20 protein-coding genes and 1 pseudogene are annotated in these 23,806 nt (G+C 70.1%); 6 read left to right on the plus strand and 15 right to left on the minus strand.

Annotated elements, in window-relative coordinates; all coding sequences use genetic code 11:
* Nucleotides 1-2: 2 nt before the first annotated feature.
* From ACLQ23_RS22310 to ACLQ23_RS22330, 5 genes are read right to left on the minus strand one after another with little or no spacing between them, the layout of a single operon-like run.
* A complete protein-coding gene (locus ACLQ23_RS22310; RefSeq protein ID WP_355627388.1) occupies nt 3-1,535 on the minus strand; it encodes a CpaF family protein in 1,533 nt (510 codons plus the stop codon).
* Nucleotides 1,525-2,325: a ParA family protein gene (locus ACLQ23_RS22315; RefSeq protein WP_355627391.1), complete on the minus strand. Its 801-nt coding sequence runs from the start codon at nt 2,323-2,325 to the stop codon at nt 1,525-1,527. The genes ACLQ23_RS22310 and ACLQ23_RS22315 overlap by 11 nt, the downstream gene beginning before the upstream one ends.
* 2 nt (nt 2,326-2,327) lie before the next feature.
* A complete protein-coding gene (locus ACLQ23_RS22320) occupies nt 2,328-2,984 on the minus strand; it encodes an SAF domain-containing protein (RefSeq protein WP_355627394.1) in 657 nt (218 codons plus the stop codon).
* Between the two features lie 25 nt (nt 2,985-3,009).
* Nucleotides 3,010-3,951, minus strand: coding sequence for a hypothetical protein (locus ACLQ23_RS22325; protein ID WP_425734911.1), 942 nt, complete (start codon nt 3,949-3,951; stop codon nt 3,010-3,012).
* Nucleotides 3,945-4,511, minus strand: coding sequence for a hypothetical protein (locus tag ACLQ23_RS22330; protein WP_425735021.1), 567 nt, complete (start codon nt 4,509-4,511; stop codon nt 3,945-3,947). The genes ACLQ23_RS22325 and ACLQ23_RS22330 overlap by 7 nt, the downstream gene beginning before the upstream one ends.
* 589 nt (nt 4,512-5,100) lie before the next feature.
* Here ACLQ23_RS22330 and ACLQ23_RS22335 point away from each other — a divergent pair.
* Nucleotides 5,101-5,892: a prepilin peptidase gene (locus tag ACLQ23_RS22335; RefSeq protein ID WP_425881031.1), complete on the plus strand. Its 792-nt coding sequence runs from the start codon at nt 5,101-5,103 to the stop codon at nt 5,890-5,892.
* Nucleotides 5,893-6,041: 149 nt separating this feature from the next.
* Here ACLQ23_RS22335 and ACLQ23_RS22340 read toward each other — a convergent pair whose 3' ends face one another.
* A complete protein-coding gene (locus tag ACLQ23_RS22340) occupies nt 6,042-6,671 on the minus strand; it encodes a phosphatase PAP2 family protein (RefSeq protein WP_425881032.1) in 630 nt (209 codons plus the stop codon).
* 169 nt (nt 6,672-6,840) lie between these two features.
* Between ACLQ23_RS22340 and ACLQ23_RS22345 the strand changes: the two genes are divergently transcribed.
* Nucleotides 6,841-9,240 (plus strand): glycoside hydrolase family 65 protein, encoded by a 2,400-nt coding sequence (locus ACLQ23_RS22345; protein ID WP_425881033.1) that lies wholly within the window; start codon nt 6,841-6,843, stop codon nt 9,238-9,240.
* An 18-nt stretch (nt 9,241-9,258) separates the two neighbouring features.
* Here the strand turns inward: ACLQ23_RS22345 and ACLQ23_RS22350 are convergent, their stop codons facing one another.
* Nucleotides 9,259-9,723, minus strand: a complete 465-nt coding sequence (locus ACLQ23_RS22350; protein WP_355627400.1) for a hypothetical protein — start codon at nt 9,721-9,723, stop codon at nt 9,259-9,261.
* Between the two features lie 142 nt (nt 9,724-9,865).
* Between ACLQ23_RS22350 and ACLQ23_RS22355 the strand changes: the two genes are divergently transcribed.
* The 4 genes and pseudogenes from ACLQ23_RS22355 to ACLQ23_RS22370 all read left to right on the plus strand — a co-directional run bounded on the left by ACLQ23_RS22355 (nt 9,866) and on the right by ACLQ23_RS22370 (nt 12,811).
* Complete coding sequence (locus tag ACLQ23_RS22355; RefSeq protein ID WP_425734908.1) at nt 9,866-10,660, plus strand: SAM-dependent methyltransferase; 795 nt, start codon at nt 9,866-9,868, stop codon at nt 10,658-10,660.
* A gap of 75 nt (nt 10,661-10,735) precedes the next feature.
* A pseudogene (locus ACLQ23_RS22360) lies at nt 10,736-11,131 on the plus strand (low temperature requirement protein A); the annotation flags it as partial.
* Between the two features lie 53 nt (nt 11,132-11,184).
* On the plus strand, nt 11,185-11,904 hold the full coding sequence (locus ACLQ23_RS22365) for a low temperature requirement protein A (protein WP_425881034.1): 720 nt from the start codon (nt 11,185-11,187) through the stop codon (nt 11,902-11,904).
* Nucleotides 11,905-11,914: 10 nt separating this feature from the next.
* Nucleotides 11,915-12,811 carry a GNAT family N-acetyltransferase gene (locus ACLQ23_RS22370; protein WP_425734906.1) on the plus strand — a complete coding sequence of 299 codons (897 nt, stop codon included), beginning with the start codon at nt 11,915-11,917 and terminating at the stop codon, nt 12,809-12,811.
* A gap of 21 nt (nt 12,812-12,832) precedes the next feature.
* On the opposite strand, the gene ACLQ23_RS22375 is transcribed toward ACLQ23_RS22370, so the two are convergent.
* The 8 genes from ACLQ23_RS22375 to ACLQ23_RS22410 all read right to left on the minus strand — a co-directional run bounded on the left by ACLQ23_RS22375 (nt 12,833) and on the right by ACLQ23_RS22410 (nt 23,805).
* Nucleotides 12,833-14,869 carry an ABC transporter permease subunit gene (locus tag ACLQ23_RS22375; protein ID WP_425734905.1) on the minus strand — a complete coding sequence of 679 codons (2,037 nt, stop codon included), beginning with the start codon at nt 14,867-14,869 and terminating at the stop codon, nt 12,833-12,835.
* Nucleotides 14,866-16,302: an extracellular solute-binding protein gene (locus tag ACLQ23_RS22380; RefSeq protein ID WP_355587888.1), complete on the minus strand. Its 1,437-nt coding sequence runs from the start codon at nt 16,300-16,302 to the stop codon at nt 14,866-14,868. The genes ACLQ23_RS22375 and ACLQ23_RS22380 overlap by 4 nt, the downstream gene beginning before the upstream one ends.
* A gap of 408 nt (nt 16,303-16,710) precedes the next feature.
* Nucleotides 16,711-17,481 carry an IclR family transcriptional regulator gene (locus ACLQ23_RS22385; RefSeq protein ID WP_355627414.1) on the minus strand — a complete coding sequence of 257 codons (771 nt, stop codon included), beginning with the start codon at nt 17,479-17,481 and terminating at the stop codon, nt 16,711-16,713.
* A 174-nt stretch (nt 17,482-17,655) separates the two neighbouring features.
* Nucleotides 17,656-19,107, minus strand: coding sequence for a class II fumarate hydratase (gene fumC, locus ACLQ23_RS22390; RefSeq protein ID WP_425734904.1), 1,452 nt, complete (start codon nt 19,105-19,107; stop codon nt 17,656-17,658).
* On the minus strand, nt 19,104-20,066 hold the full coding sequence (locus ACLQ23_RS22395; protein ID WP_355627420.1) for an alpha/beta hydrolase: 963 nt from the start codon (nt 20,064-20,066) through the stop codon (nt 19,104-19,106). Before ACLQ23_RS22395 ends, fumC begins: the two co-directional genes overlap by 4 nt.
* Nucleotides 20,067-20,192: 126 nt before the next feature.
* On the minus strand, nt 20,193-22,934 hold the full coding sequence (locus ACLQ23_RS22400) for an AAA family ATPase (protein WP_425734903.1): 2,742 nt from the start codon (nt 22,932-22,934) through the stop codon (nt 20,193-20,195).
* Between the two features lie 239 nt (nt 22,935-23,173).
* On the minus strand, nt 23,174-23,470 hold the full coding sequence (locus ACLQ23_RS22405) for a hypothetical protein (protein ID WP_425734902.1): 297 nt from the start codon (nt 23,468-23,470) through the stop codon (nt 23,174-23,176).
* Entirely contained in the window at nt 23,467-23,805 is a 339-nt protein-coding gene (locus ACLQ23_RS22410; protein WP_425735020.1) for a hypothetical protein, read from the minus strand. The genes ACLQ23_RS22405 and ACLQ23_RS22410 overlap by 4 nt, the downstream gene beginning before the upstream one ends.
* Nucleotide 23,806: the final 1 nt, after the last annotated feature.

Consider the following 23,806-nt stretch of genomic DNA (forward strand, 5'->3'; position numbering starts at 1 on the left):
CGTCACCGCCGTGCCAGTCGGGTCTGTCGGGGGCGGCGCCACGCTCCGGTGCCGGCCTCGATCCACCTGGTCAGCAGCCGTGCGTCGTAGCCCACCCGCAGCAACTGGTCGCGGACCCGCTCGGGCAGGTGCCGGGGGACCGCGCGGCCGTCCGGGCCCGGCCCGAACACTGTTGTGGTGGTGATCCGTCCGGCCTCACCGGCCCCGATCACCTCCTCCACGTGGGAGACGAACCGGTGCTTGCGTCCACCGATCGCGGTCTCGTCCTCGACGGTGACGTAGACGATCAGGTCGAGGGCGTTGCCGGCCATCCGCCGGGCCTGGTCGACTGTCATCTCGCGGCCGTGGGCCAGCGCCAGCTCGACGATCCGCTCACCGACCCCGGAGGCCGTACGGGCGTGGATCGTGCACATCGAACCCCGGCTGGTGGTCATCGCCTGGAGCATCGGCACGATCTCCCGGGAGCGCACCTCGCCCACGATGATCCGCAGTACGCCCATCCGCAGCGACAGCGGGATCAGGTCGGCGATCGTCACCTCGCCCGCCGGCCGGCCGTCGAAGCCGCGCTCGCCGTGCCCCTCACGGGCTTCGAAGCTCATCACCGCCCGGTGTCGCTCCCGGCGTCGGGCCGGCAACAGCTCCCGGCTCTCCTCCAGCAGCACGTACGGCTCGTCGGGCGGGATCTCGTTCATCAACGCCCGGATGATCGTGGTCTTTCCGGCACCGGCCAACCCGGCCACCATGATGTTCAGCCCGGCGCGCATCGCCGCACGGAGGAAGTCGCGCAGCAGCGGATCGATCATCTCGTCCAGGTCGCCCCGGGCGCCGGCCACGTCGTCCAGGCTCACGTCGAGCGTGTTGTGCTTGCGGATCACCGCGTACGGGCGGTGGCTGACCAGGAACACCGCGGCCAGCCGGCTGCCGTCGGGCAGTTGCAGGTCGAGTGTCGGTTTCACAGTGGACAGTGACCGTTCGGTCGCGCCGGCTCGCCGGGCCGCCGCCTGGAGGATCTCCACCAGTTCGGCGTCGCTGTCGGCGATCGGCTCGGCCCAGTCCACCCCACCGCCGTGCCTGGTGATGCGCACCTGGTCGCAACCGAGGATGTGTACCTCCTCGATGGTGTCGTCGACAAGGAGGGTCTGTAGCCGACCCAGCCCGACCAGCTCGGCCGTCACCTGATCGAGCAGCAGGCGCTCCTCGCCGGCGGCCATCGGCGTACCGGCCCGGCGGACCGCGTCGGCGTACTCGGCGACCACCGCGACGGCCAGCCGCGCCCGTTCGGTGTCCTCCTCGTCGACTGTGAACTCCCGGCCGCGCTGCCACAGGGTGAGGCGTTCGGTCAGTTCGCGGCGCAGCTCCCGTACCACCTGGAAATCCGTCCGCGGCCGGGGTTGCTCCGGCGGCGCGGTGACGGCGGGGACCGGAGTCGGCATCGGCGGGTGGTGCCGGCCGTTCGGCGTGGGCAGCGGCGGTGCCGTGGACGTCGCACCCGGCGGCTGCTGGCGCGGGTCGGCGGAGACCGGCTCAAACCGCATCGGGCACCACCTGCTGTACCGGCCAGGCCAGTCGCGCCCGCCGTCGTTCCAGCAGCGCGCCGACCGGCACCTCCAACCCGGCGGCCGCGCGCAGCAGCGGCCGTCCGGACCGCACCGTGCCACCAAGGGCCAGCACCTGCGCGGTACGCGGATCGTGCGGCAGTCGGGCGATGACCGGCAGTTTCAACGCGCGGCTGATCTCGGTACGTCCGTGCCCGTCGCCGACCAGCAGCAGCCGTAGCGTGCCCGGCGGCACCCGGTGGTCGGCGAAGTCCCGTTCGAGGGCGGTGGCCACGGCCCGCGTTCCGGACAGGTCCGGCAGGTGGGCGCGGGTCACGAGCAGCACCACCGAGGCGGCCCGCAGCAGTGGCAACGGTGGGCCGGTGACATGCAGGCGACCGCAGTCGACGAGCACGTCGTAGCCGGGGTTGCCGCGGTCCAGGGCGGTGAAGTAGTCCGCGAAGCGCTGCCAGAGCGGTGTGACACTGCCGGCCTGGGCCGGGTCGACAATGCCGGGCAACAGCAGCCGTTCCCGGCGGGGCGCGTCCAGGTCGACAAGCTGCGACCAGAACGCCGTCTCCAGGTTGCCGTCCCGCAGCTCCCCGACGGCCAGTTCGCCGATCCCGCGCGGCCCGTCCAACTGGCCGCCGAGGTATCCGGCGAGGATCGATCCGCCGGCCGGGTCGCATTCGGCGAGGACCAGTCGGCGGTGCCAGGCCAGCGCGCAGGCCAGCGCCGAGGTGGTCACCCCGGGCGAACCCTTCGCGGACACCAGCGCGATGATCGCCATCCTCAGGCCGCCTCGGTGAGCACGACGGCGAGCCGCTCCTGGGCAGCCAGCGCCACCACCGCGGGTACGTCCCGGACGGGAAGCGCCAGGTACAGCACTCTCTCGTTGTCCGTCGGGCTGATCATGTCGATCACGGTGGCTGCGAACCGGGTGCCCGTGGCGGTCGCCCCGGTGGCGTTGTCGTCCGGCGTGCTGACCAGCAGGACCTTGTCGCCGGGGTGCAGTTCACGCGCCGGCACCTGAGCGGGCTTCAGGCCCAGCGCGATCTGCTGCTGACCCGGACCGAGCAGCGGGGCGTCGGTGACCTGCCCGAGGGTGAGCAGGGTGCCGGGCAGCAGGGCCACGGCGGCCCGCTTGCCGACCACCTCGTCCAGCCGGGCGGCGGGCACCGGGTCCAGCCCCTGCCCGCCGGCGACCTGGACGGTGATCAGGTCGTCGGCGCTGATCTCCCGCCCCACCTCCACCGGCCGAGCCACCGCGAGGTAACTGCCCGTTGCCCGGACCGAGGTGACCGCGAACGCGGCGCCCAGACCACCCAGGGCGATCAGGAGTACGGCCAGGCCGAGCAGCCCGGGGCGAACCCGGCGCTGCCGTACCACCTTCGGCGGGCTGACCGGCGCGTCCACCTGCCCGGCCCCGTTACGCGTCGCCAGACTCACCGGTCATGCTCCGTTCGCTCGCTTGTCACCTGGTCACCACCTGGAGCTCGTTGATCTGGACCGGCACGGTGCCACTGGTCCGGGTCTGGGCGATCGGTTCGCCCTCGACGCCGCTACCGGTCCACCAGCGCACCGTCCAGAACGTTGTGGCACCCACCTGGTACGTGTCGGCCTTCGGGTAGCCGTTGCGGTAGCCGCAGTCCGGGGAGGGTCGGCCTGCGTGCTTGCCCTTCGCGTCGTACGGGGTGCCGGGGCCGGTGCAGGTGACCTTGTCGCCGTTGCCCATGTCCCAGACGATGCGGTCGACCTTCGCCTCGATGGTGACTGTCAACCCCCTGTCGGACGCGGACGCGCGTAGCGGCCCGAAGTAGCTTTCGCTCGGGGTGGCCCACATCCAGACCGGGAGGCCGACCAGGCCGGGCCCGATGTCCTTGCGGGGTGCCACCCGCAGCCGCGCGGGCAGCAGCTTGATCGACGCGAGTGCCCTGCGGGCCAACTCCTCCGGGTCGGGTGGTGCGCCGAACCCGGGGGGCGGGGTGCTGCGCAGCACCACGTTCTGGGCACCGAGGTCGCCGCCGTTGCAGGTCTCGACGTACCACTGCTGACCTTCGGGCGCCTCGTTCTGCGGCTGGGCGAGCTTGTAGTAGCAGCCGCTGCCGTTGTCGAACCAGCCGAGCGTCTCGTGGTAGCAGGGGATGGTCCGGCCCGCCCACTGGCAGACACCTCCGCCTCCGCCGCCGCCGGAGTCCCCGCCGCCGTTGTCGCCGCCGCCACCGGGACCGCCGGGGGTGCCGGGCTCGTCGTCCCAGACGTTGCAGTCGGGCTGGCCGGGTGGGCACTCCACGCCGGGGTCGGCGCGCCGGGCGGCGGCAGCCGGCAGGGTCGTGCCGACCACCAGCAGCAGCGCAAGGCCGACGCCGGCGAGCATCCGACCGACCGGGGTGCCCTTTCCTCCCCGGGTCAGCACGGCTGGTCCTGGTGTGCGGCGCCGGAGTTGATCAGCCATCGGCCGTCCGGGTAGCGGGTGGCAGTGGCGGTGGCCAGGTGCCTGCCGCCGCCGCTGCCGGGGACGACCCGTCGGTCCTTGGCGTAGACCAGTCGGTAGCCGGTCGCGTCCAGGCAGTCCTGGATCTCCACGGTGGCCGGCTTCGAGTCCAGGCTGACCGAGGTGACGGTCGGGTCGGATTTCAACGTCCCGGTACGCATCGCGCCGTGCTCCTTGGCCTGGAGAATGGACATTTGGACCCGGGTCAGTAGTGGATCAGCGAGAAAGCGGGACAGTTCCGGCGCATGTGGATCGCTGCGCCCACTCGCCGCGCGTGAAGCCGCGAGATAGCCGGCATATGCGTCGAGCGCCGCCTTTTCCGCAGCGAGTCGATCGGCGCCCGAATCTGCTTGTCGGTCCGCGCCTCGTGGCACCGTCGGCCGTTCGACGGTCTCCCGTTCGCTGCCACAGGCGGCGGTCGGCACCGCTGCGGCGGCCACTAGCAGGCAGATTGCCGCTCTTCTGAGCTGCCGTCCGCGCACCGTCGAGCCCTCCTCGTGATCGCCCTGCGGCGAGGGGGTCACCGCCGCAGGGCATGCGGGAGCGCGCCCGGATGAGCCCATCCGAAGCCGTTCATTGCGCTTCCACATTCACCGTTACGGATCTTTACAAATGCAATGTCCCGTGCTGTTCGGTCGATGGAGTGAGGCTTGCGTCACACTCAAGGGGCGAGCATAAGCTGACGTCCGCTGATGCAACAGAGGCAATTCAAGTGAACACGCTGCGTGATGATGGGTGGTGGTGGCGGGTGTCCGTGCTGCGCTGCGGGCAACGGTCGGCAGGAGGTCGGGCCACGCTCGGGCCTTGTCGGGTCGGTGCCGTCTGCCGGACGATCTCCGGTGGGCTCGGGAGTGGGACATCGCGCCCTCATCCCGGCATCCCGACGGGGTTGGGGGCCGATCGGCGAGGGGGTTGGTCCGGCTCGGTGGCCGGCGTCGACCCGGTCCACGGTGTCGTCGGCCGCCCGAAGTTCAAGGTCGCTTTCCGCGCCATCCGCTACACCAGAGCGATCGTTGCGTCACGATACGTGTTCGCCTTCGCGGGGGATGTCGACCCGTCGGTGGGACCGACATGGCACTGACCGGCCCTGCGACGGCCGCACCGGGCCAGCACCGTCGACCCGATCGGAGCCCGGCCGTCCGGCTCTCGACCATTCTGGCCGTCCTGTCGGTCAGCCCGCTGCTGCGGTTGGCCGCCCTGCGCTACGCCGTACCGTCGGGCACCGTAAGCCGGACCGGCTGCGACGCCTGCGGCGAACCGGTCGGGCTGACCCGGCCCTGGCCGGCGCTCACCCCGGTCGGCCGCTGCGGTCGGTGTCGAGCCCCTGTCGGACCGCCGCCCGGAATCGTCGAGGTGGCCGCGCTCGCCGCTGTGGTGCTGCTGGTGCTTGTCGGCCCGGCCGCCGGGGCGCTGCCGGCGCTTGCCTGGTGGCTCGGGTGGACGATCCCGGCGGTGCTCGTCGACCTGGCCGTGCACCGGTTGCCCGACCGGCTCACCCTGCCAGCGGCGGCCGGCACCTGGCTGCTGCTCGGTGCTGCCGCGTTGGTCGCCGCTGAGCCGGCACCCTGGCTGCGGGCCGTCGCCGCCGGCACCGGGCTGGCACTGCTCTTCGCCACCAGCACGCTGCTGCTCGGTCGGCGCGGCTTCGGGCTCGGTGACGCGAAGTTGGCGCTCAGTGTGGGCGCGCTGCTGGGCTGGTACGGCTGGCCTGTAGTGGTGGTCGGGCTGCTGCTCGCCTTCGGGCTGTCCGCCCTGGTCAGCATCGGTCTGTTGGCGGCCCGGCGAGCGCGCTGGTCCACCCACCTGCCGTTCGGCCCGTTCCTGTTGTTCGGCACGGCGGGCGCTCTCCTGCTGGTCACCTGACCACCCCCGATCTGCCCGACCACCTCGGTCCACCTGACCACCTCGGTCCACCTGACCGCCCTCGATCCAGGATCCAGTGGCATCGCTCGCGGCTAGAGCCACTACAACCAGGATCGGGCGGCAACCAGGATCGGGCGGCCCGGGGAGGGTCAGCGGTGTGATCGGCCTGCCAGGTCGGGTTCCGGGCGGCGGGCGCGGTCGGCCCTACGGCGTAGCGCCTCGGCGGCCGGGCGGGCCAGCAACGGGGTCACCACCGCGGCGACCAGGGCGCCGAGCAGGACACCCGCGACCACGTCGTGCGGGTAGTGCACGCCCACGAAGACGCGGGAGAAGGCGGCGAGCGCTGCCAGCGGCAGTGCGAGGAGGCCGAGTCGGCGGGAGAGCAGCAGCGTGGTGACCGCCAGGGCTCCCGCGACTGTGGCGTGGTTGCTGGGAAACGACCAGTCGCCGGGTGGTGGGCAGGCGTTCGCGATGATCGCCTGCCTGATCGTCCGGCACGGCCGGTCCTCGTCCACCACGGTCTTGAGCCACTCGCTGCCCGCGTACGCCAGGAGGGTCGGCAGCGGCGCGACAAGGGCGAGTGCCCGGTTGTGCGGGCCGCCGGCCAGGCGGCCCAGCGCGGCGACCAACAGCAGCGCGCCGAGCAGCAGGATCACGCCCTCGGTGGCGTGCCCGACGAACCACTGCACCGCCTGCGGGCTGTCGGCGGCGGCGTCGACCACGTCGTGGTACCACTCCTCGCTGATCTTCGGAACGTCAATGCTGCCGGTGTCGGCCATGAATCACCTCACCTGATGTTCATACCGCCTTGATGTTGGAGACAACGTAGGAACGCGCCAGCGGGCACCGCAGGAGCCGAAGGTCAGGCCAACCCCACGACCTTCGTCCAGCAACCGCACAGGCGTCTCTGCTTGGCTCGTCAGAAGATGTCGGCACCCAGGAGGCTTCGTGCACACCAGTTCGGCCACCGACCAACCGCCGCCCACCGCTGGGACGGTGGACGACGAAACCTGGCAGATCAGGCGTAGCGGGGCCGATCTGGACCGGCTCGGCGAGACGGAGTCGATCTTCGCGTTGAGCAACGGGTGGGTCGGCTGGCGAGGCGTCCTCGACGAGGGGGCGCCCGGTGAGATGCCGGGCAGCTACGTCAACGGCCTGCACGAGCGGCGTGAACAGACCTACCCCGAGGAGGGGTACGCGTTTCCGCAGGCCAACGACACAGTCATCAGCGCGCCGAACGCCGCGCTCATCCGGCTGTGGGTGGACGACGAGCTGCTGGACATCAGCACCGGAACGCTGCACCGGCACGAGCGGGTGCTCGACCTGCGCACCGGTGTGCTGCGCCGGGAGACCGAGTGGACCTCGCCCGCCGGGCGGAGGGTGCTGATCCGCAGCACCCGGCTGGTGTCCCTGCCCCGTCGGCCGGTTGCCGCCGTCCGGTACGAGGTCGAGCCACTGGACGCCCCCGTCGAGCTGCGTGTCTGCTCGGACCTGCTGGCCAACGAGCGGGTGCCGGAACGCTCGGACGACCCGCGCGCCGCCTCGGTGCCCACCGATCCGCTTACCGCCGAGGCGCATCACACGAACGGCCTCGACGGGGTGCTCGTGCACCGCACCGGGCGCAGTGAGCAGCGCGTCGCCGTGGCGGTCAGCCACCTGCTGGACGCGCCGGACACGGTGACCGCCACCTGCGACGACATCCCCGACCGGGTACGCCTGACAGTGGCCGGTCGGCTGCACCCAGGCGAGCGGGTACGGCTGACGAAGTTCGCCGCGTACGAGTGTGGGCCTGTCGACGGGCCGCCGGCCGACGAGTTGGCCGACCTGGTCGTCGCCGAGGCGGACGCCGCCCGTGCGGACGGCTTCGACGCCCTGCTCACCGACCAGCGGGCCAGCCTGGACGCCGCCTGGCAGGTCGCCGACGTGCTGCTCGACGGCGACGCGGAACTCCAGCAGGCGATCAGGTTCGCCATGTTCCACCTGATCCAGGCGGGCCGCCCGGACGGCGACCGCACGATCTCGGCCAAGGGCCTGACCGGTAACGGCTACGACGGTCACGTCATGTGGGACACCGAGACGTACGTGCTGCCGGTGCTCACCTACCTGGCACCGGCGGTGGCCCGCTCGGCGCTGGCCTGGCGGCACAGCCACCTGCCGGAGGCCCGGGAGCGGGCCGCCGAGCTGCGGCTTACCGGTGCGACGTTCCCGTGGCGGACCATCGGCGGCCGGGAGTGCTCCGGCTACTGGCCGGCCGGCACCGCCGCGCTGCACGTCAACGCGGACATCGCCGACGCGGTGCTGCGCTACGTGGCGGCCACCGACGACCAGCGGTTCCTCGCCGAGGCAGGGCTGGACCTGCTTGTGGAGACGGCCCGGCTCTGGCACGGCTACGGCCACTGGTCGGGCACCGGCGCGTTCCACCTGCCCGGGGTGACCGGCCCGGACGAGTACTCCGCGCTCGTCGACGACAACGTCTTCACAAACCTGATGGCGCGGCGCAACCTGCGGGGCGCGGCGGACGCCGCCGAGCGCCACTCCGACGCCGCCGGGCGGCTCGGCGTCGACCCGGCCGAGATCGCCGGCTGGCGGGCCGCCGCCGACGCGGTCTTCATCCCGTACGACAGTGAGCGCGAGGTGCACGAGCAGGCCGCCGGGTTCACCAGGCAGCCGGAGTGGAACTTCGCCGACACCGACGAGGACGACTACCCGCTGCTCCTGAACTTCCCCTACCTGGAGTTGTACCGCAAGCAGGTGGTCAAGCAGGCCGACCTGGTGCTGGCCATGCAGCACTGCCCGGGCGAGTTCACCGCCGAGGAGAAGGCCCGCAACTTCGCCTACTACGAGGCCCGTACGGTCCGCGACTCGTCCCTGTCGGCCGCCCCGCAGGCGGTGCTTGCCGCCGAGGTCGGGCACCTCGACCTGGCGTACGACCTGTTCGCCGAGTCCGTCACGCAGGACCTGGCCGACCTTGGCGACAAGACCGCCGACGGGCTGCACCTGGCCTCGCTGGCCGGGGCGTGGCTGGCGTTGGTGCAGGGCTTCGGTGGAATGCGCGACGACCGTGGGGTGCTCTCCTTCGACCCCCGGTTGCCCTCGCGGATCGATCGGCTGGCGTTCAGCCTGCGCTGGCGCGGCCACCGGCTACGGGTCACGTTGACGCCGGCCGAGGTCCGCTACGAGCTGCCCGACGCCGCGTCCGATGCCACAGTCGAGCTGTGGCACCACGGTGAGCACCTGCGGGTCACCGGCGCGGAACCGGTCACCCGGCCGATGCCGCCGGTGCCCGACCCCGGGCCGGAGCCGCCCTCCCCGCCCGGTCGCCGCCCCGACCGCCGCTCGGCCGCCTGACCGCCTCGCCGCCCGCCCTCAGGCGGGCGGCAGGCCGCCGGCCATCCGCTCGCGGACGGCCTCCAGCGCCTCGAAGGCGTACGCCCAGTTGTGGCACTTGAAGCTGCGCAGACCGTCGATTGCGGTGTGGCAGTCGGAGCAGCGTACGCCGGGGATGGCGGCCGGCACCTCGGTGTTCACGTACTTGTGTTCGCCGAGGATGACGGTGGCGATCATGTTCTTGTCGTGCAGGCCGGAGAGCGCCGACGAGACGATGTCGTACCAGGTGACCCGCCTGCCGCACTTCGGGCAGTCCGGTTCGTCGCCGCTTACCCAGAGCGGTGCGCCGATGCTGCGCGCCGGCATGCCGAGCAACTTCTCCAGCCGCCGGACGTCCGACTCCGGTGTGGTCCACCGGTGTCGGCCGGGCAACGAGGCGGGCGAGTCGTACACGGCGCGGAACAGGTCGTGGTCGACCCGCACGGTCTCCCGCTGAGTGGTCATCGGCGTCCCTCCCCGGTGCGGCGGTGCCCCCAAGGTGGTCGGCGTTGACCAGGGGTGCAGCCGGATCAACGACACGAGGGGTCAGCGGGTCGTCGCCTCGGGTGTTAGACATCGAGTTCGGACCGCGTCGAAGGGACCCCTCGTGAGCGATCAGGCACCCGACACAGCCGACGTCACCGCCCAACCGAACGTCGCCCGGATGTACGACTACTTCCTCGGTGGCAGCCACAACTTCGCCGTCGACCGGGCCGCCGCCCAACGGGTCCTGGAGATCTTTCCGGAGACCGGGGCCGCCGCACAGACCAACAGGCACTTCCTGCGCCGGGCCGTCCGCTACGCCGCCGAGCAGGGCGTACGCCAGTTCCTGGACATCGGTGCCGGCCTGCCCACCCAGGGCACCGTGCACGAGGTGGTGCGCGCCGTGGCACCCGACTCCCGGGTGGTGTACGTCGACTACGACGAGGTCGCTGTCGCGTACGCCCGCAGGTTGTTGGTCGACGTGCCCGGCACTGCTGTCGTGCGGGGCGATCTGCGGCGGCCCGACGACCTGCTCGACCACCCGGCGTTACGCGGCACGCTCGACCTGAACCGCCCGGTGGCGGTGCTGCTCCTCGCGGTGCTGCACTTCGTGTCGGATGACGACGACCCGTGGGGTGCCGTTGCCCGGCTGCGGGACGCCACGGTGCCCGGCAGCCACCTGGCGCTGTCGCACCTGACGTTGGACGGCATTCCGCCGGAGTTGGCCGAGCGGGGGAAGGCGATCTACCGCAACAGCAGTGCTCCGCTGGTGCCCCGTACCCACGCCGAGACGCTGCGTTTCTTCGCCGGTTACGACCTGGTGGAGCCCGGCCTGGTGGAGACCACCCAGTGGCGGCCGGACACCGAGCCGGATCTCGTGGACTCGCACGGCTATGCCGGGGTCGGCGTCCGCCGCTGACCGTTTCGCCGTCGACGGCGAACTCCGGGTGGTACGACGGACGCAGGGCGTGCGTGCCACCCGGGAGGAGCGCCGATGGCGAGCAGGCCCGACCGGCTGCTGCGGGGAAGCGACACCCCGCTCAGCGCCTCGTTCCTGGAGCTGTTCTTCGACCTGGCGTTCGTCCTGGCCCTCAGCCAGCTGGCCCAGCACCTGCTGCACGACCTCACCGTGGCCGGTGCGCTGCGTACCGCGCTGCTGCTGACCGGGATCTGGTGGATCTGGGTGACCACCGCCTGGTTCGCCGACTGGTACGACCCGGAGAGCCCGGCGGTGCGGTCGCTGCTGATCGGTGCCACGCTGGGCAGCCTGCTGGCCGGGGTGGCGACTCCGCAGGCGCTGGACGGGCGGGCCGTGCTCTTCGCTGGCGCGTACGTCGCGGTTCACGTCGCCCGGGGCGCGGTCACCACCTTCGCGCTGCGCGGCCATCCGTTACAGAGCCGTACCCTGCGGATCTTCTGCTGGTTCAGCGTCTCCGCCGTGCCGTGCCGTGGTTGGCCGGCGCGTTCCTGCCGGCCTGGCGGGTGCCGCTGTGGGTGTTCGCCCTCGCGCTCGACCTCGTCGGGCCGCGGCTGGGCTGGCACACTCCTATGCTGGGACGCGCCCGGCAGCGGGAACTACACCTCGCCGGCGAGCACTACGCCGAGCGGTACCAGCAAATCATGATCATCGCGCTCGGCGAACTTGTGCTGGTCGCCGGCCTCACGTACGCCGACACAAGCCTGCACCTCCCGGCGACCGCCGCCTTCCTGTTGGTCTTCGCCACCGCCGTGTTGATCGGTCTGCTCTACGTAACGCCCGCCGGCCTGCGTCTGGGTACGGCCATCGAGCATGCCGACCCGTCCCGGCTCGGCGTCATCACGGCGTACCTGCACCTGGTGATGATCGCCGGGCTGGTGGTCACCGCCGTCGGGGCGGAACTGAGCATCGCCCACCCCACGCAGGCCGGCGACACGACGGCTGTCGTCGTCATCGTGGGCGGTCCGATGCTGTTCCTGGCCGGGCGGATCCTCTTCTCGCTGGCGATCCACCGGCGGCTCTCGTGGTCGCGGGTGGCCGCCCTGTTCGTGCTGGCCAGCGCGTCGGTCGTCCTGCGGCTGCCCCTGGTGGCGGTAAGCGCGACCGCCGTCAGTGTGCTGCTCGTGGTGGTCGTGCTGGACCGCGCCGGCATCATGTCCTACCGCCGCACACGATCCTCTGACTAAAGTCAGGCTTATGGACTCTGGGCTCATCGCCGCCGTCCGGCGGTTCAACCGGACTGTCACCCAACGGGTCGGCGCCCTCGACGACGAATACATGGCCCAGGGGCGCCCGCTGGGGCAGGCCCGCCTGCTCTGGGAGATCGGCCCCGCCGGCGCCGAGGTCGCGGCACTGCGAGCCCGCCTCGGTCTGGACTCGGGATATCTGAGCCGACTCCTGCGCGCCCTGGAGAACGACGGGCTGATCACCGTGGGGCCGGCCGACCACGCGGGCGGCGACGGCCGGGTACGTACAGCCCAGCTCACCGACGCCGGCCGGGCTGAGTGGAACCAACTCGACAAGCGGTCCGACGCGCTCGCCGCCTCGATCCTCGAACCTCTCACCGACCACCGCCGCGAACGACTCGTCGCCGCCATGGCCGAGGTCGAACGACTGCTCATCGGCTCGATGGTCGTCATCGAGCCGTGCCCGCCGAGTGACCCACGGGCCAGGGGGTGCCTGCGCGCGTACGCCCGGGACATCGCACGACGATTCGACGACGGCTTCGACCCCGCGCTCAGCAACCCGGTGCACGACGAGGCGCTCGTCCCACCCAACGGCGTGCTCCTGCTCGCCACCCTCAACAGCGAGCCCGTCGGCTGCGGTGCCGTCAAACTCCACGGCGACGCACCCGCCGAGATCAAGCGCGTCTGGGTGGCCGACGCCGTCCGAGGGCTCGGCGTCGGACGGCGGCTGCTGGGCGAGCTGGAACGCTACGCCGCCGAGCATGGAGCAGCCGCCGTCCGACTGGACACCAATCGCAACCTCACCGAGGCGATCGCCATGTACCGGGCGACCGGTTACCGGGAGATCGAGGCGTACAACACCGAGCACTACGCCCACCACTGGTTCGAGAAGACGTTAGGACAGTGACCGGCTCCTTTGGGGGTGGGTTCAGCCCTTCACCGCGCCCGCGGTGAGCCCTTCGGTCAGGAAGCGCTGCCCGAGGGCGTACATGATCACCACGGGGATGCTGACGAGCAGCGACGCCGCAGCGAGTTGGCCCTGCGGCACGACGTCTCCGGCGATCATCGACTGCATCCCCACGGGGAGCGTCTTGTACTCGTCCTTCGTGATGAACACGAATGCGAAGAGGAACTCGTTCCAGGCGTTTGTCAGTGTGAAGAGCGCGACCGCCAGCAGACCCGGCTTGGCCAGCGGCAGCACCACCCGGCCGAACGCCTGGAGGCGGGTGCAGCCGTCGACAAGCGCGGCCTCCTCCAACTCGATGGGGATCGACGAGAAGTAGCCCACGAGCAGCCAGGTGGCGAACGGAAGCGTGAAGGTCGGGTACGTGACCACAAGGGACCACAACGAGTCGGTGAGCCGCGCGCCGATGAGCATCTGGTACAGCGGGATGAACAGCAGGGCGCCCGGCATCACGTAGGTGAGCAGCACCGTGACGGTGAAGCCCTGCGCCCCACGGAACCGCAGCCGGGCCAGCGCGTAACCCGCGAGGGCGGCGCAGACAAGCGCCACCGTCGTGGAGGCGGCGGACACCAGGATGGTGTTCAGGTACCAGCGGCCGAACGGCTGGTTGGCGAAGAGCGCTGTGAACTGTTCCATCGTCCACGGTGTCGGCCACAGGTCGTCAGTGCGCATGACGACCTGACCCTCGGACTTGAAGGCCGTGACGGCGATCCAGTACAGCGGGCCCAGCACGAAGAGGAGCAACCCGGCCAGCGCGACCCAGGACCCGACGCCCGACACGACTGACGACGATCGGCGACCGCCCCGGGAGTTCAGGGCCGAGACCACCCGGCCGACCGCCGCCGCGATCAGCAGGATCACGCCGAGGACCACTGCCGCCTTCCAGAAGATCTGCGGCGACGCCCAGAGCAGCAGACCGGTGACCAATGCGGTGACGACCCACGGCATCGCCCTGCGCGCCGTCCCGGCCCACCGCTGCGCCTCGATCCACCGCGCTGCCCGGCGTCCTCGGGGGAGTTTGGCACCCGAGTCCTGGCGCAACAACCGGACCAGGACGAACACCAGCCCGCCGATGATCGGCAGCATGACGAGCGTGACCGCCGCGCCAGCGCCGTACTGGAGTTGCAGGATCGCCTTCGAGTACGCGACGAGCACGTACGGTGCGGTCACGTCGCCCGGACCACCCTGCGTCAGCAGCCAGACGAGGTCGAAGTTGTTGAACGTCCAGATCGACGACAGGGTCACCGTCACCGTGAGCACGTGGCGTAGTCCGGGCAGCGTCACGTTCGCGAACCGTTGCCACGACGAGGCGCCGTCGATGGTCGCCGCCTCGTAGAGGTCCGCCGGGATGGCCTTCAACCCCGCCAGGAAACACACAGTGAAGAACGGCACGCCCTTCCAGACGTTCACGAGGATCACCGATGGCATGGCCAGATTCGGGTCGGACAGCCAGCCCGCCGGCCAACTGTCGACAAGGTGCAGGTCGACGAGCAGCGGCCCGATCCCGGTAGTGGTGAGCAGCGTGTTGACGCTGCCGAAGATCGGGTCGAGCAGCGCACGCCAACTGAACGCCGTGACCACCGTCGGCACCACCCACGGCACCAGCAGCAACCCGGCCAGCACGGCCCGCCCGCGTCGCCTGTGGTGCAGCAGCAGGGCCGCGGCCAGACCCAGGACAACCTTGAAAATCTCGGCGTACGCGGTGAAGACGAACGAATTCACCACGCCTGTGTGGAACTGGTCGTCGCCGACGAGGGCGAGGTAGTTGTCCAGGCCGACGAACACGGTGTCCTGCCCGTGCCGTTCCGTGGTGCTGGTGAGTATCGACCGGCCGATCGGCACGATGACGAGACTGCCGACCAGCAGGGCCATGGGCGCCAGGAACAGCGCCGCGAGCCGCCAGTCGCGACCCAGCCGCCGCTGGGTCGGCGTGAGTGAGCCGGGCCCCGACGGCGGGGAAATCCTCGCCGTCGGGACCCGCGCAGGGCGAACCGTTCTCACTGCGGCAGCCCCTGCTGGTTGAAGATCTGCACCATCTTCGTGTGGGCGGCCTTCACTGCCTGCGCAGGAGCCGTCCCCTGAACGACCTGCTGCATCATGTCGGTGAGGACGTACGCTGCGCCGACCGCCTGCTGACCCGCGCTTGCCTTCTGCGGGAAGGACAGGCCGTTCTTCGTGTTCAGCGGCAGCTTCAGCTCAGTGATCTTGCGGAGCATGGGGAACGCCGGGTCGCCGCTTGTGAAGAACGGGTCGGCGTCCCAGACCTTCTCCCAGGCGGGCATGACCAGGCCGGGGGCCTCCTTCGCCACCCCGAGCAGCGCGGGCGCGCTGACCAGGTACTGCGCCAGGAGCTTGGCGAGGGCGGGATTCTTGGCACCCTTGAAGACGACGAAGCCCTGCGACTGGCCGAGCAGCAGGGGGTTGTTGGTCGCCGGCCCGATGCAGTCCGAGAACACGTGGGTCTTCTCGTACACCGGGTTCTTCTTGGTCCTGGAGTCCGCGTAGACGCTGAACTGGTTGCGGGTGTAGCCGAGGATCCCGGCGAGCCAGTTCTCGTTGTTGCTGGTGTCGGTCCAGCTCGCGATCCCCGGCGGCAGCATCGGCTTGTACTTGGGGTTGGTGTAGATGTCGCCCAGGAAGGTCACCGCCTGCACCGTCTCGGGCGAGTCGAACGTGACCTTCCGGCCGTCGTTGGAGGCGATCGACCCGCCGTACGCGTTGATCAGCGCCTCGATCATGCCGTTGCCGTCACCGGACCGGTTCACCGTCATGCCCCAGCCGAACCGGCGCTTGGCCGGGTCGGAGATCTCCAGGCACAGGTCCCGCAGCTCTTCCCAGCTGTAGATGTCCTTGGGGGTGATGCCCTTGTCCTGCATCCAGTCCTTGCGCAGGAAGGACCCGATCCCGATGAAGTGGTACGGGATCGCGAACCACTTGCCGTCGAAGACGCAGAAGTTCTTGGCCTCGGCGCAGGGCTCGCCATACTTCGCGGTGAGCGCCTGGACGACGTCCGTCACGTCCTCCAGGTCGCCCAGCGCCTGGAACTGCGCGACGAACCGTGAGTCGGTCATGAACGCCAGGTCACGCGCGACCCCGCCCTTGACCTCGGCGTCGATCTTGGCCACCACGTCACCGGCGTCGGCCTGAACCAGGCTGTTCTCGATCTTCGTGCCGGTGGTGTCGGCGAACTTCTTGATCGAGCTGTCGAGGGCTTCGTTCGCCGCCGTCGAATACAGCTTCTGCGACAGCATCCCCATCGAGGAGCCCTTCATCGCCGCGGCGGCGTCGATGAGCTCCTGTGGAACCTCCGGCTGGACCCTGGTGGGCGATTCGGAGGTGCCCCCACACGCGGCCAGACCGGTCGCGCCGAGCACCCCCACCCCTACTCCCAGGAAGCCGCGCCGAGACCAGACCGGGTTGTCCTTCATGGACATGTGCCTCCTTCATCTCCCGGCATCGCTGCACGCCGATGGCGCAGTTGGCGTAGTTGACGAAACGTCGCGATGCCCCTGCTTGTCTGTCTCTGTCCGGGCGACCACAGTTGAGTCACCCGCATCGATCAGTGAGTTCGCGTAGACCCATCACGTGCGTGGCGCGGTCGAGCTGAGAAAGCGGTGCTGAGGTGCCAGTTCGGTCGACCGCGAGGGCCGTCGCCGTTCGAAATTTCGAACCGAGTTCGAGATACCGTATCGGGTGGACGCGACGCTAGAGCAACGGCGCAAGTGATGTCAATGTTTCGATGCGGTTTCCGACGGAAGGCGGCAAACCGGCGCCCGGATCAGTGGGACGGCGCAACTCGCCGCCGCGTTACCGGGCGTCGGAGTGCTCGTCGCGGCGGCGCTCTATCGGGTCGGGGCCCGGTAGCCCATCCGGGCGGACAGCGCGGCAGCGCCCTCGCGAACCAGTCCGGCCCACTCCACGTGCGCCTGAGGAGTCCAGCGGATGATCGGCGCGGACAGGCTCATAGCGGCGATGGTCGCGCCGGAATGGTCCCGAACCGGCGCGGCGACGCAACGCATGGCGGTGTCCGACTCGCCCACGTCGACCGCGACGCTCTCAGCCCGGACACGATCAAGATGCTCGCGGAGCAGATCCGGATCGGTGATGCTGGCCGGCGTCATGCCGAGCAGGTCGCCCTTCGCCAATACGGCGTCCAGGCCTGCCTTGTCGAGACCCGACAGCAGGATCTTGCCGACCGCCGTGCAGTGGGCAGGCAACCGCCGACCCACCGCGGACACCATCCGGACCGGGTGCGTGCTGTCGAACTTAACGAGGTAGATGACATCGGCGCCGTCGAGGACTGCCACGTGGACAGCCTCGTCACACGCGGCGGCCACGTCCCGCGCCACGCACTGCGCCTCACGCACCAAGTCGAGTCGGCCGGAGAACGCCGCGCCGAGCTGGAACAACGGCATGCCCAGCCGATACTGCACCGGCTGGCCCGGGACGGAGATCAGGTACGAGCGGGCCTCAAGCGTGACGAGCAGTTCGTGGACCGTGGTACGGGGCAGATCGAGCCGCTCCATCACCTGACGGGCCGACAGTTGAGGGTGGTCCAGGAACAGTTCGAGGACGTCGAGTGCGCGGTTGACTGCCGGTACCACACGGGGCATGTCGCTAGTCCCTTCGAAGCGCCGGACCCGCGTCAACGATCTCCACACGGGCCAGCACCTGAAGAGGATAACTGCGAGCGCGCAGCCACCCCGACAGCCTGGACGATCTGGCCGCGCACGTTCGAGCGTGCGATCGATCAGCGCGGCGTCCAGATGCCGTCGGGGTGGCCGTTGTCAGGCGCCGTCCACGCCGTGGCCGACCATCTTCTCCGGCTGCACGATCTGCTCGAACTGCTCGGCGGTCACCTTGCCGGAGGCCAGGGCGCCCTCACGCAGCGTCAGGTCGTTCGCCAGGGCCATCTCGACGATCCGCGCCGCGTTCTGATGCCCGATGAGCGGGCTGAGCGCGGTGACCAGCATGAGGCTCTCCCCGACGTACCCGGAGATCCTCTTGGTGTTGAGTTCTGTTCCTTCGACGCTGAAGGTGCGGAACTTCTCCATGCCGTCGCCGAGGATGCGGGCGGAGTGCAGGAAGTTGTTGATGATGAGCGGTCGCATCGCGTTGAGCTGCAGGTTGCCCTGCGAGCCGGCGAACGCCACGCCGCTGTCAGCGCCGAGCACCTGGACCGCGATCATCACGATCGCCTCGCACTGCGTGGGGTTGACCTTGCCGGGCATGCTCGACGAGCCAGGCTCGTTCTGCGGCAGCAGGAGTTCGGCAAGGCCGGCCCGCGGGCCCGACGCGAGCCAGCGCATGTCGTTCGCGATCTTGATGAGCGCGACGGCAAGGCCCCGCAGCGCACCGTGAGCGCGCACCATCGCGTCCAACGAGCCCTGCGCGGCGAACTTGTTCGGCGCGGTGACGAACGGCTTGCCGGTCAGCTCGGCGAGCTTCGCCGCCACGTCCCGGCTGAAACCCTGCGGCGCGTTCAGGCCGGTGCCGACCGCGGTGCCGCCGAGCGTCAACTCGTACAGACCCTGCCGGCTGTGCTCGATCTCGGCGATACAGGACCGCAGCTGGGCGGCCCAGCCGGACCATTCCTGGCCCACCGTCAGCGGAACCGCGTCCCCCAGGTGCGTACGGCCGATCTTGACGACACCCATCCACTTCTCGGACTTGCGCTCGATGACCTCGGCCAGCCGTCGGGCCTGCGGCAGCAGTCGATCGTCGAGCTCGGTGATCGCGGCGATGTGCATGGCGGTCGGGAACGAGTCGCTGCTCGACTGTCCCATGTCGACGTCGTCGTTCGGCCTGACCGGCTCCTGCGAGCCCAACCTGCCGCCGAGCAGCTGGATAGCCCGGTTGGACAGGACCTCGTTGACGTTCATGTTGCTCTGGGTGCCCGAGCCCGTCTGCCAGACGTAGAGCGGGAAGTGGTCGTCGAGCTGGCCGGCGATGGCCTCTTCAGCCGCCTGCACGATCGCGCGCGCCTTGCCCTCAGGCAGCCGGCCGGCAGCCTGGTTGACCAGGGCTGCGGCCTTCTTCACATAGCCGTACGCGTGGTACACCTCCTTGGGCATGAGGTCGTCGCCGATCGAGAAGTGCGCCAGCGAGCGCTGCGTCTGCGCGCCCCAGTAGCGATCGGCGGGCACCTCGACCGTGCCCATGCTGTCGAACTCGCGGCGGGTGCCGGTCGCCGTGAGGGCGACCGGCACGTTGCGCAGCGTCGGGACCTCGCTGCTCACGCCTGCAGCGCCTCCTTGAGGAAGGAGACCGCCTGCGCGACCGCGGCCTTGGCGGCGTTCGTGTCGTGCAGCGCGTTGACCATCACGAAGTCGTGGATGATCGCCGAGTACGTCACGTGGGTGACGGGTACGCCCGCGGCGCGCAGCTTGTCGGCGTACCCGGCGCCGTCGTCGTGCAGCACGTCCTCACGGGCGTTGATGATCAGCGCCGGCGGCAGGCCGCGCAGTTGGTCGGGGGTGGCGCGCAGCGGCGACGCGGTGATCTGCGCCCGGTCCTGCTCGCTGGTGGTGTACTGATCCCAGAACCACTTCATGCCGGTACGGGTCAGCCAGTAGCCCTCGGCCCAGCGATGGTACGAGTCGGTGTCGAACCCGGCGTCGGTGACCGGGTAGAACAGCACCTGCGCCCGGAAGTCGACGTCGCCGCGTTCCTTGGCCATCAGGGTCAGGGCGATGGCCATGTTCCCGCCGACCGAGTCGCCGCTGATCGCGATGCGCGAAGTGTCCAGGCCCTCGTCGGCGCCGTGCGCGGCGACCCAGGCCGCAACCGCGTACGACTGCTCGTTCGCCACCGGGTACTTCGCCTCGGGCGAAAGGTCGTACTCGGGAAAGACCACGGCCGCGCCGGTGCCGACGGCGAGTTCACGTACGAGGAGGTCGTGAGTGTGGGCGTTGCCGAACACCCACCCGGCGCCGTGCGTGTAGATCACGACCGGCAGTGGACCGGTCGTGCCCCTCGGCTTGACGATACGGGTCCGCACCGAGCCGGTCGGCCCGCCCGAGACGGTGATCCACTTTTCCTCGACGTCGGGCTTGAAGATGGGGCTGTCCTGGACCCCATCGACGGTCTTGCGACCTTCCTCGGGGTCGAGCTGGTAGAGGTAGGGCGGATTCACAGTGGCCTCGGCGAACGCCTGGGCGGCCGGCTCGAGCGAGACGTTGTGCGGGTTTGCGGACATGTGGTCCTCCTCGGACATCTGATCGGGTTGGTCTTGCCCCGATAGCCTGGCGGTACCGCCTGGCCTGCAGCGTCCGTCGACTGACTGACATTGCGCATCGCCCACGTACGTACGACACCGCGTCAGTCAGGCCGGTCCCCGGCTTCCTGACCCCTCCGCGCAGTCGGCCAAGGCGTCGCGCAGGGCCGCGCGCGAGGTGATGCCCAACTTGGGGAACACCCGGTACAGGTGGGTGGAGACGGTACGCGGCGAGAGCACCAGACGGGCGGCGATCTGCGGGTTGGACAGCCCGGAGGCGGCCAGCCGGGCAACCTCCAGCTCCTGCGGGGTGAGGCCAGCTCCGGCGTCACCACGAGGCATTCGGGTCATCCCGGTCGCACGTAGCTCGGCCGTGGCTCGGGCCGTCCACGGCACCGCTCCGAGTCGCTCGAAGCTCTGGCGGGCGGTGGAAAGTTGGACCCGTGCCTCGCGGCTGTGCCCCAGCCTGCGCAGCCGCTCACCGTAGGCCAGGTTCACCCGGGCCACCTCGAACGGCCACTGGTCGATGCCCGGCAACGCCAGCGCCTCCTCGAACAGCGCAGGCGCGTCCTCAGGAGCCGAGGTCATCGCCGTCATCGCGGCGGTCAGGAGCGCGAAGCGCGGTGAGATACGGCTCACCTGCGCGTCCCGCATGGCGGCAGCATGCCGCAGCGCATCCTCGACCCGACCGGAGTAGAGCGCTGCCTCGGTCAGGTCCAGGGCACTCCAGAGCGCCTCGATGCTGAACGGCGACAGCACACCCGGCGCAGTGATCGCCGAGGCATGGACGAAGGCGGTTTCGAAGTCGGACGAGCCGAGCGCCGCGCGGGCGAGCGCATGGTGCGCCCAGTGCTCCAGGCGACCCAGACCGCGGCTCGCCGCCCAGTCCAAGAGCGCCGTGCAGTGCGCGTGGCACGTGTGCGAGTCACCGCGGTGGGCAGCGATGAGGCCGGCGAGGTAGTGGCCGACATGGGCGAGAGTGTGATGCCCCGTCTCGTGGCCGACCTCGCGGATCTCGTCGGCGGTGGTCTGCGAATCGTCCCAATGACCGGCGTAGAGGTCGGCGAGCGCACTCATGATCATTGCGGGGATGGCCCCGCCCAGCGTCCCGGCGTCCCGCGCGTCGCCGATCAATCGGGCGAGGGGCTTGCGCCAGTAGGCGAGGCGATCTAGGTTGGAGGCGGCCAGCGCGGTCCGGTGGATCACGTCGGCGTCGGTCACCTCGTCGAGTTGCGCCAGCCCTTCGTCGAGATCCCGCAGCAGCGCGTCCGGTATGGAACCCGGGTCTTCCAGGATCCGGACCAGGGAGATGGGCGAGCTGGCGGGAACATCCGGCAGCGTCGCCACGAGTTTGCGTAGCGGCACCCAGTAGTCCGCGCGCCCGGAGTACAGACAGACGAGCGTGAGAGTGAGCAGGGGCGGTGTGAGCTCGTCGAGGTTCGGGCAGGAGTCGACGGCATTCCGTTCGATCGCGTCGACCAGCAGTCGGTGAGCCGTCACGACATCGCCGTCCATCAGGCACAGCCACCCCGCAGCGGCAGCAGCAGGTAAAGATCGGTCCGTCGGTGTCTTGGCGCGCAGCTCAGCCATGATCTGATGGGACAACGCGAGGTGCCCGGCCACGGACGCGCCGATGTAGGCGGCGTGCGCGAGGCGACGGCTCCCGGCGACACGGTCGGAGCTCAACGCGGCAGCGCGCCGCAGTCTGGCCACGGCGCCCAGGACATCGCCGCGACGCATGCTGCTGTGGGCGCTGTCCTCGACGATCTGGGCGATCGACTCGTCCGGCGCCGCAGTCGTCATCGACAGGTGATCCGCGCGGCGCTCGGGCTGATCGACAAGCGCGTCGGCCAGCCGCTGGTGAGCCGACCGCCGCTGGTCGAGGGTGGCAGCCTCCACCACGGCGGACCTGACCAGAGGATGCCGGAAACGCACCGTGCGCGCGTCCGCGGCGGCGATGATCAGGTCGTCCCGCTCCGCGGCGTCGAACCCGTCGAGTCCTTCGAGACCGCTGGCAGCTTCCAGCACACAGATGTCCCCGGAACCTTCCAGGGCGGCAAGCAGAAGCAGTTCACGGGTACGCGACGGAAGCCGCGCGACACGAGCGGCGTACAGGGCGCGGACGTCCCTGGCGGGTCCGGTGCCGGGCAACGGATCATCGGTGCCGGCGAAGGCGCCGAACTCCAGCAACGCTAACGGATTACCCTGCGCCTGCTGTGCCACCGCATGCTGCGCGCGGGAAGGGAGGCGGGTGAACCGGTCGGACAGCAGCCGGAGCGCGTCCGTCTCGCAGAGCGGCAGGATCTCCTGCTCCGGCAGACCGATGCCCGACGACCCCGTGGTTTCGGTGCGGACGGCCGCCAGCACTCCGATGCGACGACCACCGGCCCTGCGGGCGACGAAGCCGATCACTGACCGGCTCGCCCGGTCCAGCACATGCAGATCATCGACGATCAGCAGCAGAGGCTTCTCCCGGGCAGCCTCGCCGAACAGCGAGAGAGCCGCGTGCAGGACGGTCATCTCGGCCGGCGCAGGCCCGGTGCCGAAACCGAGCGCGACCTCGAGCGCCGAACGCATCGGTGGCGGCAGAGACGCGAGCTCTGCGGAGAGTGGACCGACGAGCTGGTGTAGGCCGGAGAAGCTGATCTCCGTCTCGTACTCGACACCGCTGCCGCGCACCACCCGTATCCCCTGGGCGGTAGCGAGCTCGGCAGTGGCGTCCAGAAGCGCCGTCTTGCCGACACCGGGCTCGCCGGTAAGAAGCAGAGCAGCGCCGTTCCCGGCGGCGTCATCGAGGAAGCTCGTGAGAAGGAGCAACTCATCGGTACGCCCTACCAGCCCGGCCGTCATCTCCGTCCACCTCGCATCCGGCCCATCGCTTCGTCATGGCCGTGCCGAGCGATCGAACGAGCAGCTGTTTCGTTGATCTTCCCATGTTCGCCTGGTCAACAGCGAGTAGCGGATAAGTGACCAGTCACTCATACTCGCTCGCCCGCCTCTCAGGCGCAGGTCCGCAGCGGTCTGTCAGGGATCCGAACCCTGAACCTATGGATTGCCGGCGAGCCGGGCTTCTGCGGTCTGATTCGAGGTCAACCGTCCTGCTGTGGTGCTTCACGGCCGGGTTCGGCTGGCACGGTTGCTGTACTTCGCTGCTGTACTGCTGGCGGTTGTCTGGTCCAGCCGATGAAGCGTCGGTGGAGCGCGCCGGCCGGTGCCCAGGGCATGTCTTCGGCGGCCCGGACGAGGTAGGCACCGAGGTAGAGGGCCAGCGACACGGGCGCGTCGGCGTACTCCGCGCGTAGCTCCCGGCGTCGGGTCGGGCAGGGCCAGGGCAGGTCGCAGCCGCCGCAGTGCCAGATCGGCATGACCGGGCCGTGGGTGGTCACTGCACACCGCCCAGGAACCGGGCGACGCTCGCGCGGGCCCGCCGGCTGGTCGCCCACTCCACCTGCCAGCACGGGTACGGGGCCAGCCGCGACCACCACGCCCGGCAACCAGCACACATGCCGTCGAGCCCTCGGATGTGTACGGCCAGGATTGCGTGCTCCTGGTCGTCTTTCACTGCTCCTCCTCTCCCGGCCAGTGGCCACGGTTGATGGGGATGCGGTGTCGAGCGTGGCAGGGCAGATCGGCTCCGCAGCAGCAGATTCGCCGCCAGTGCTGCCAGGACCAGACCGGCCGGTGCCGCCGCGCGAAAGTCAACGCGGTGGCCGAGAGGTATT

It is taken from the genome of Micromonospora sp. DT41, assembly GCF_049841715.1.
Classification (GTDB): domain Bacteria; phylum Actinomycetota; class Actinomycetes; order Mycobacteriales; family Micromonosporaceae; genus Micromonospora; species Micromonospora profundi.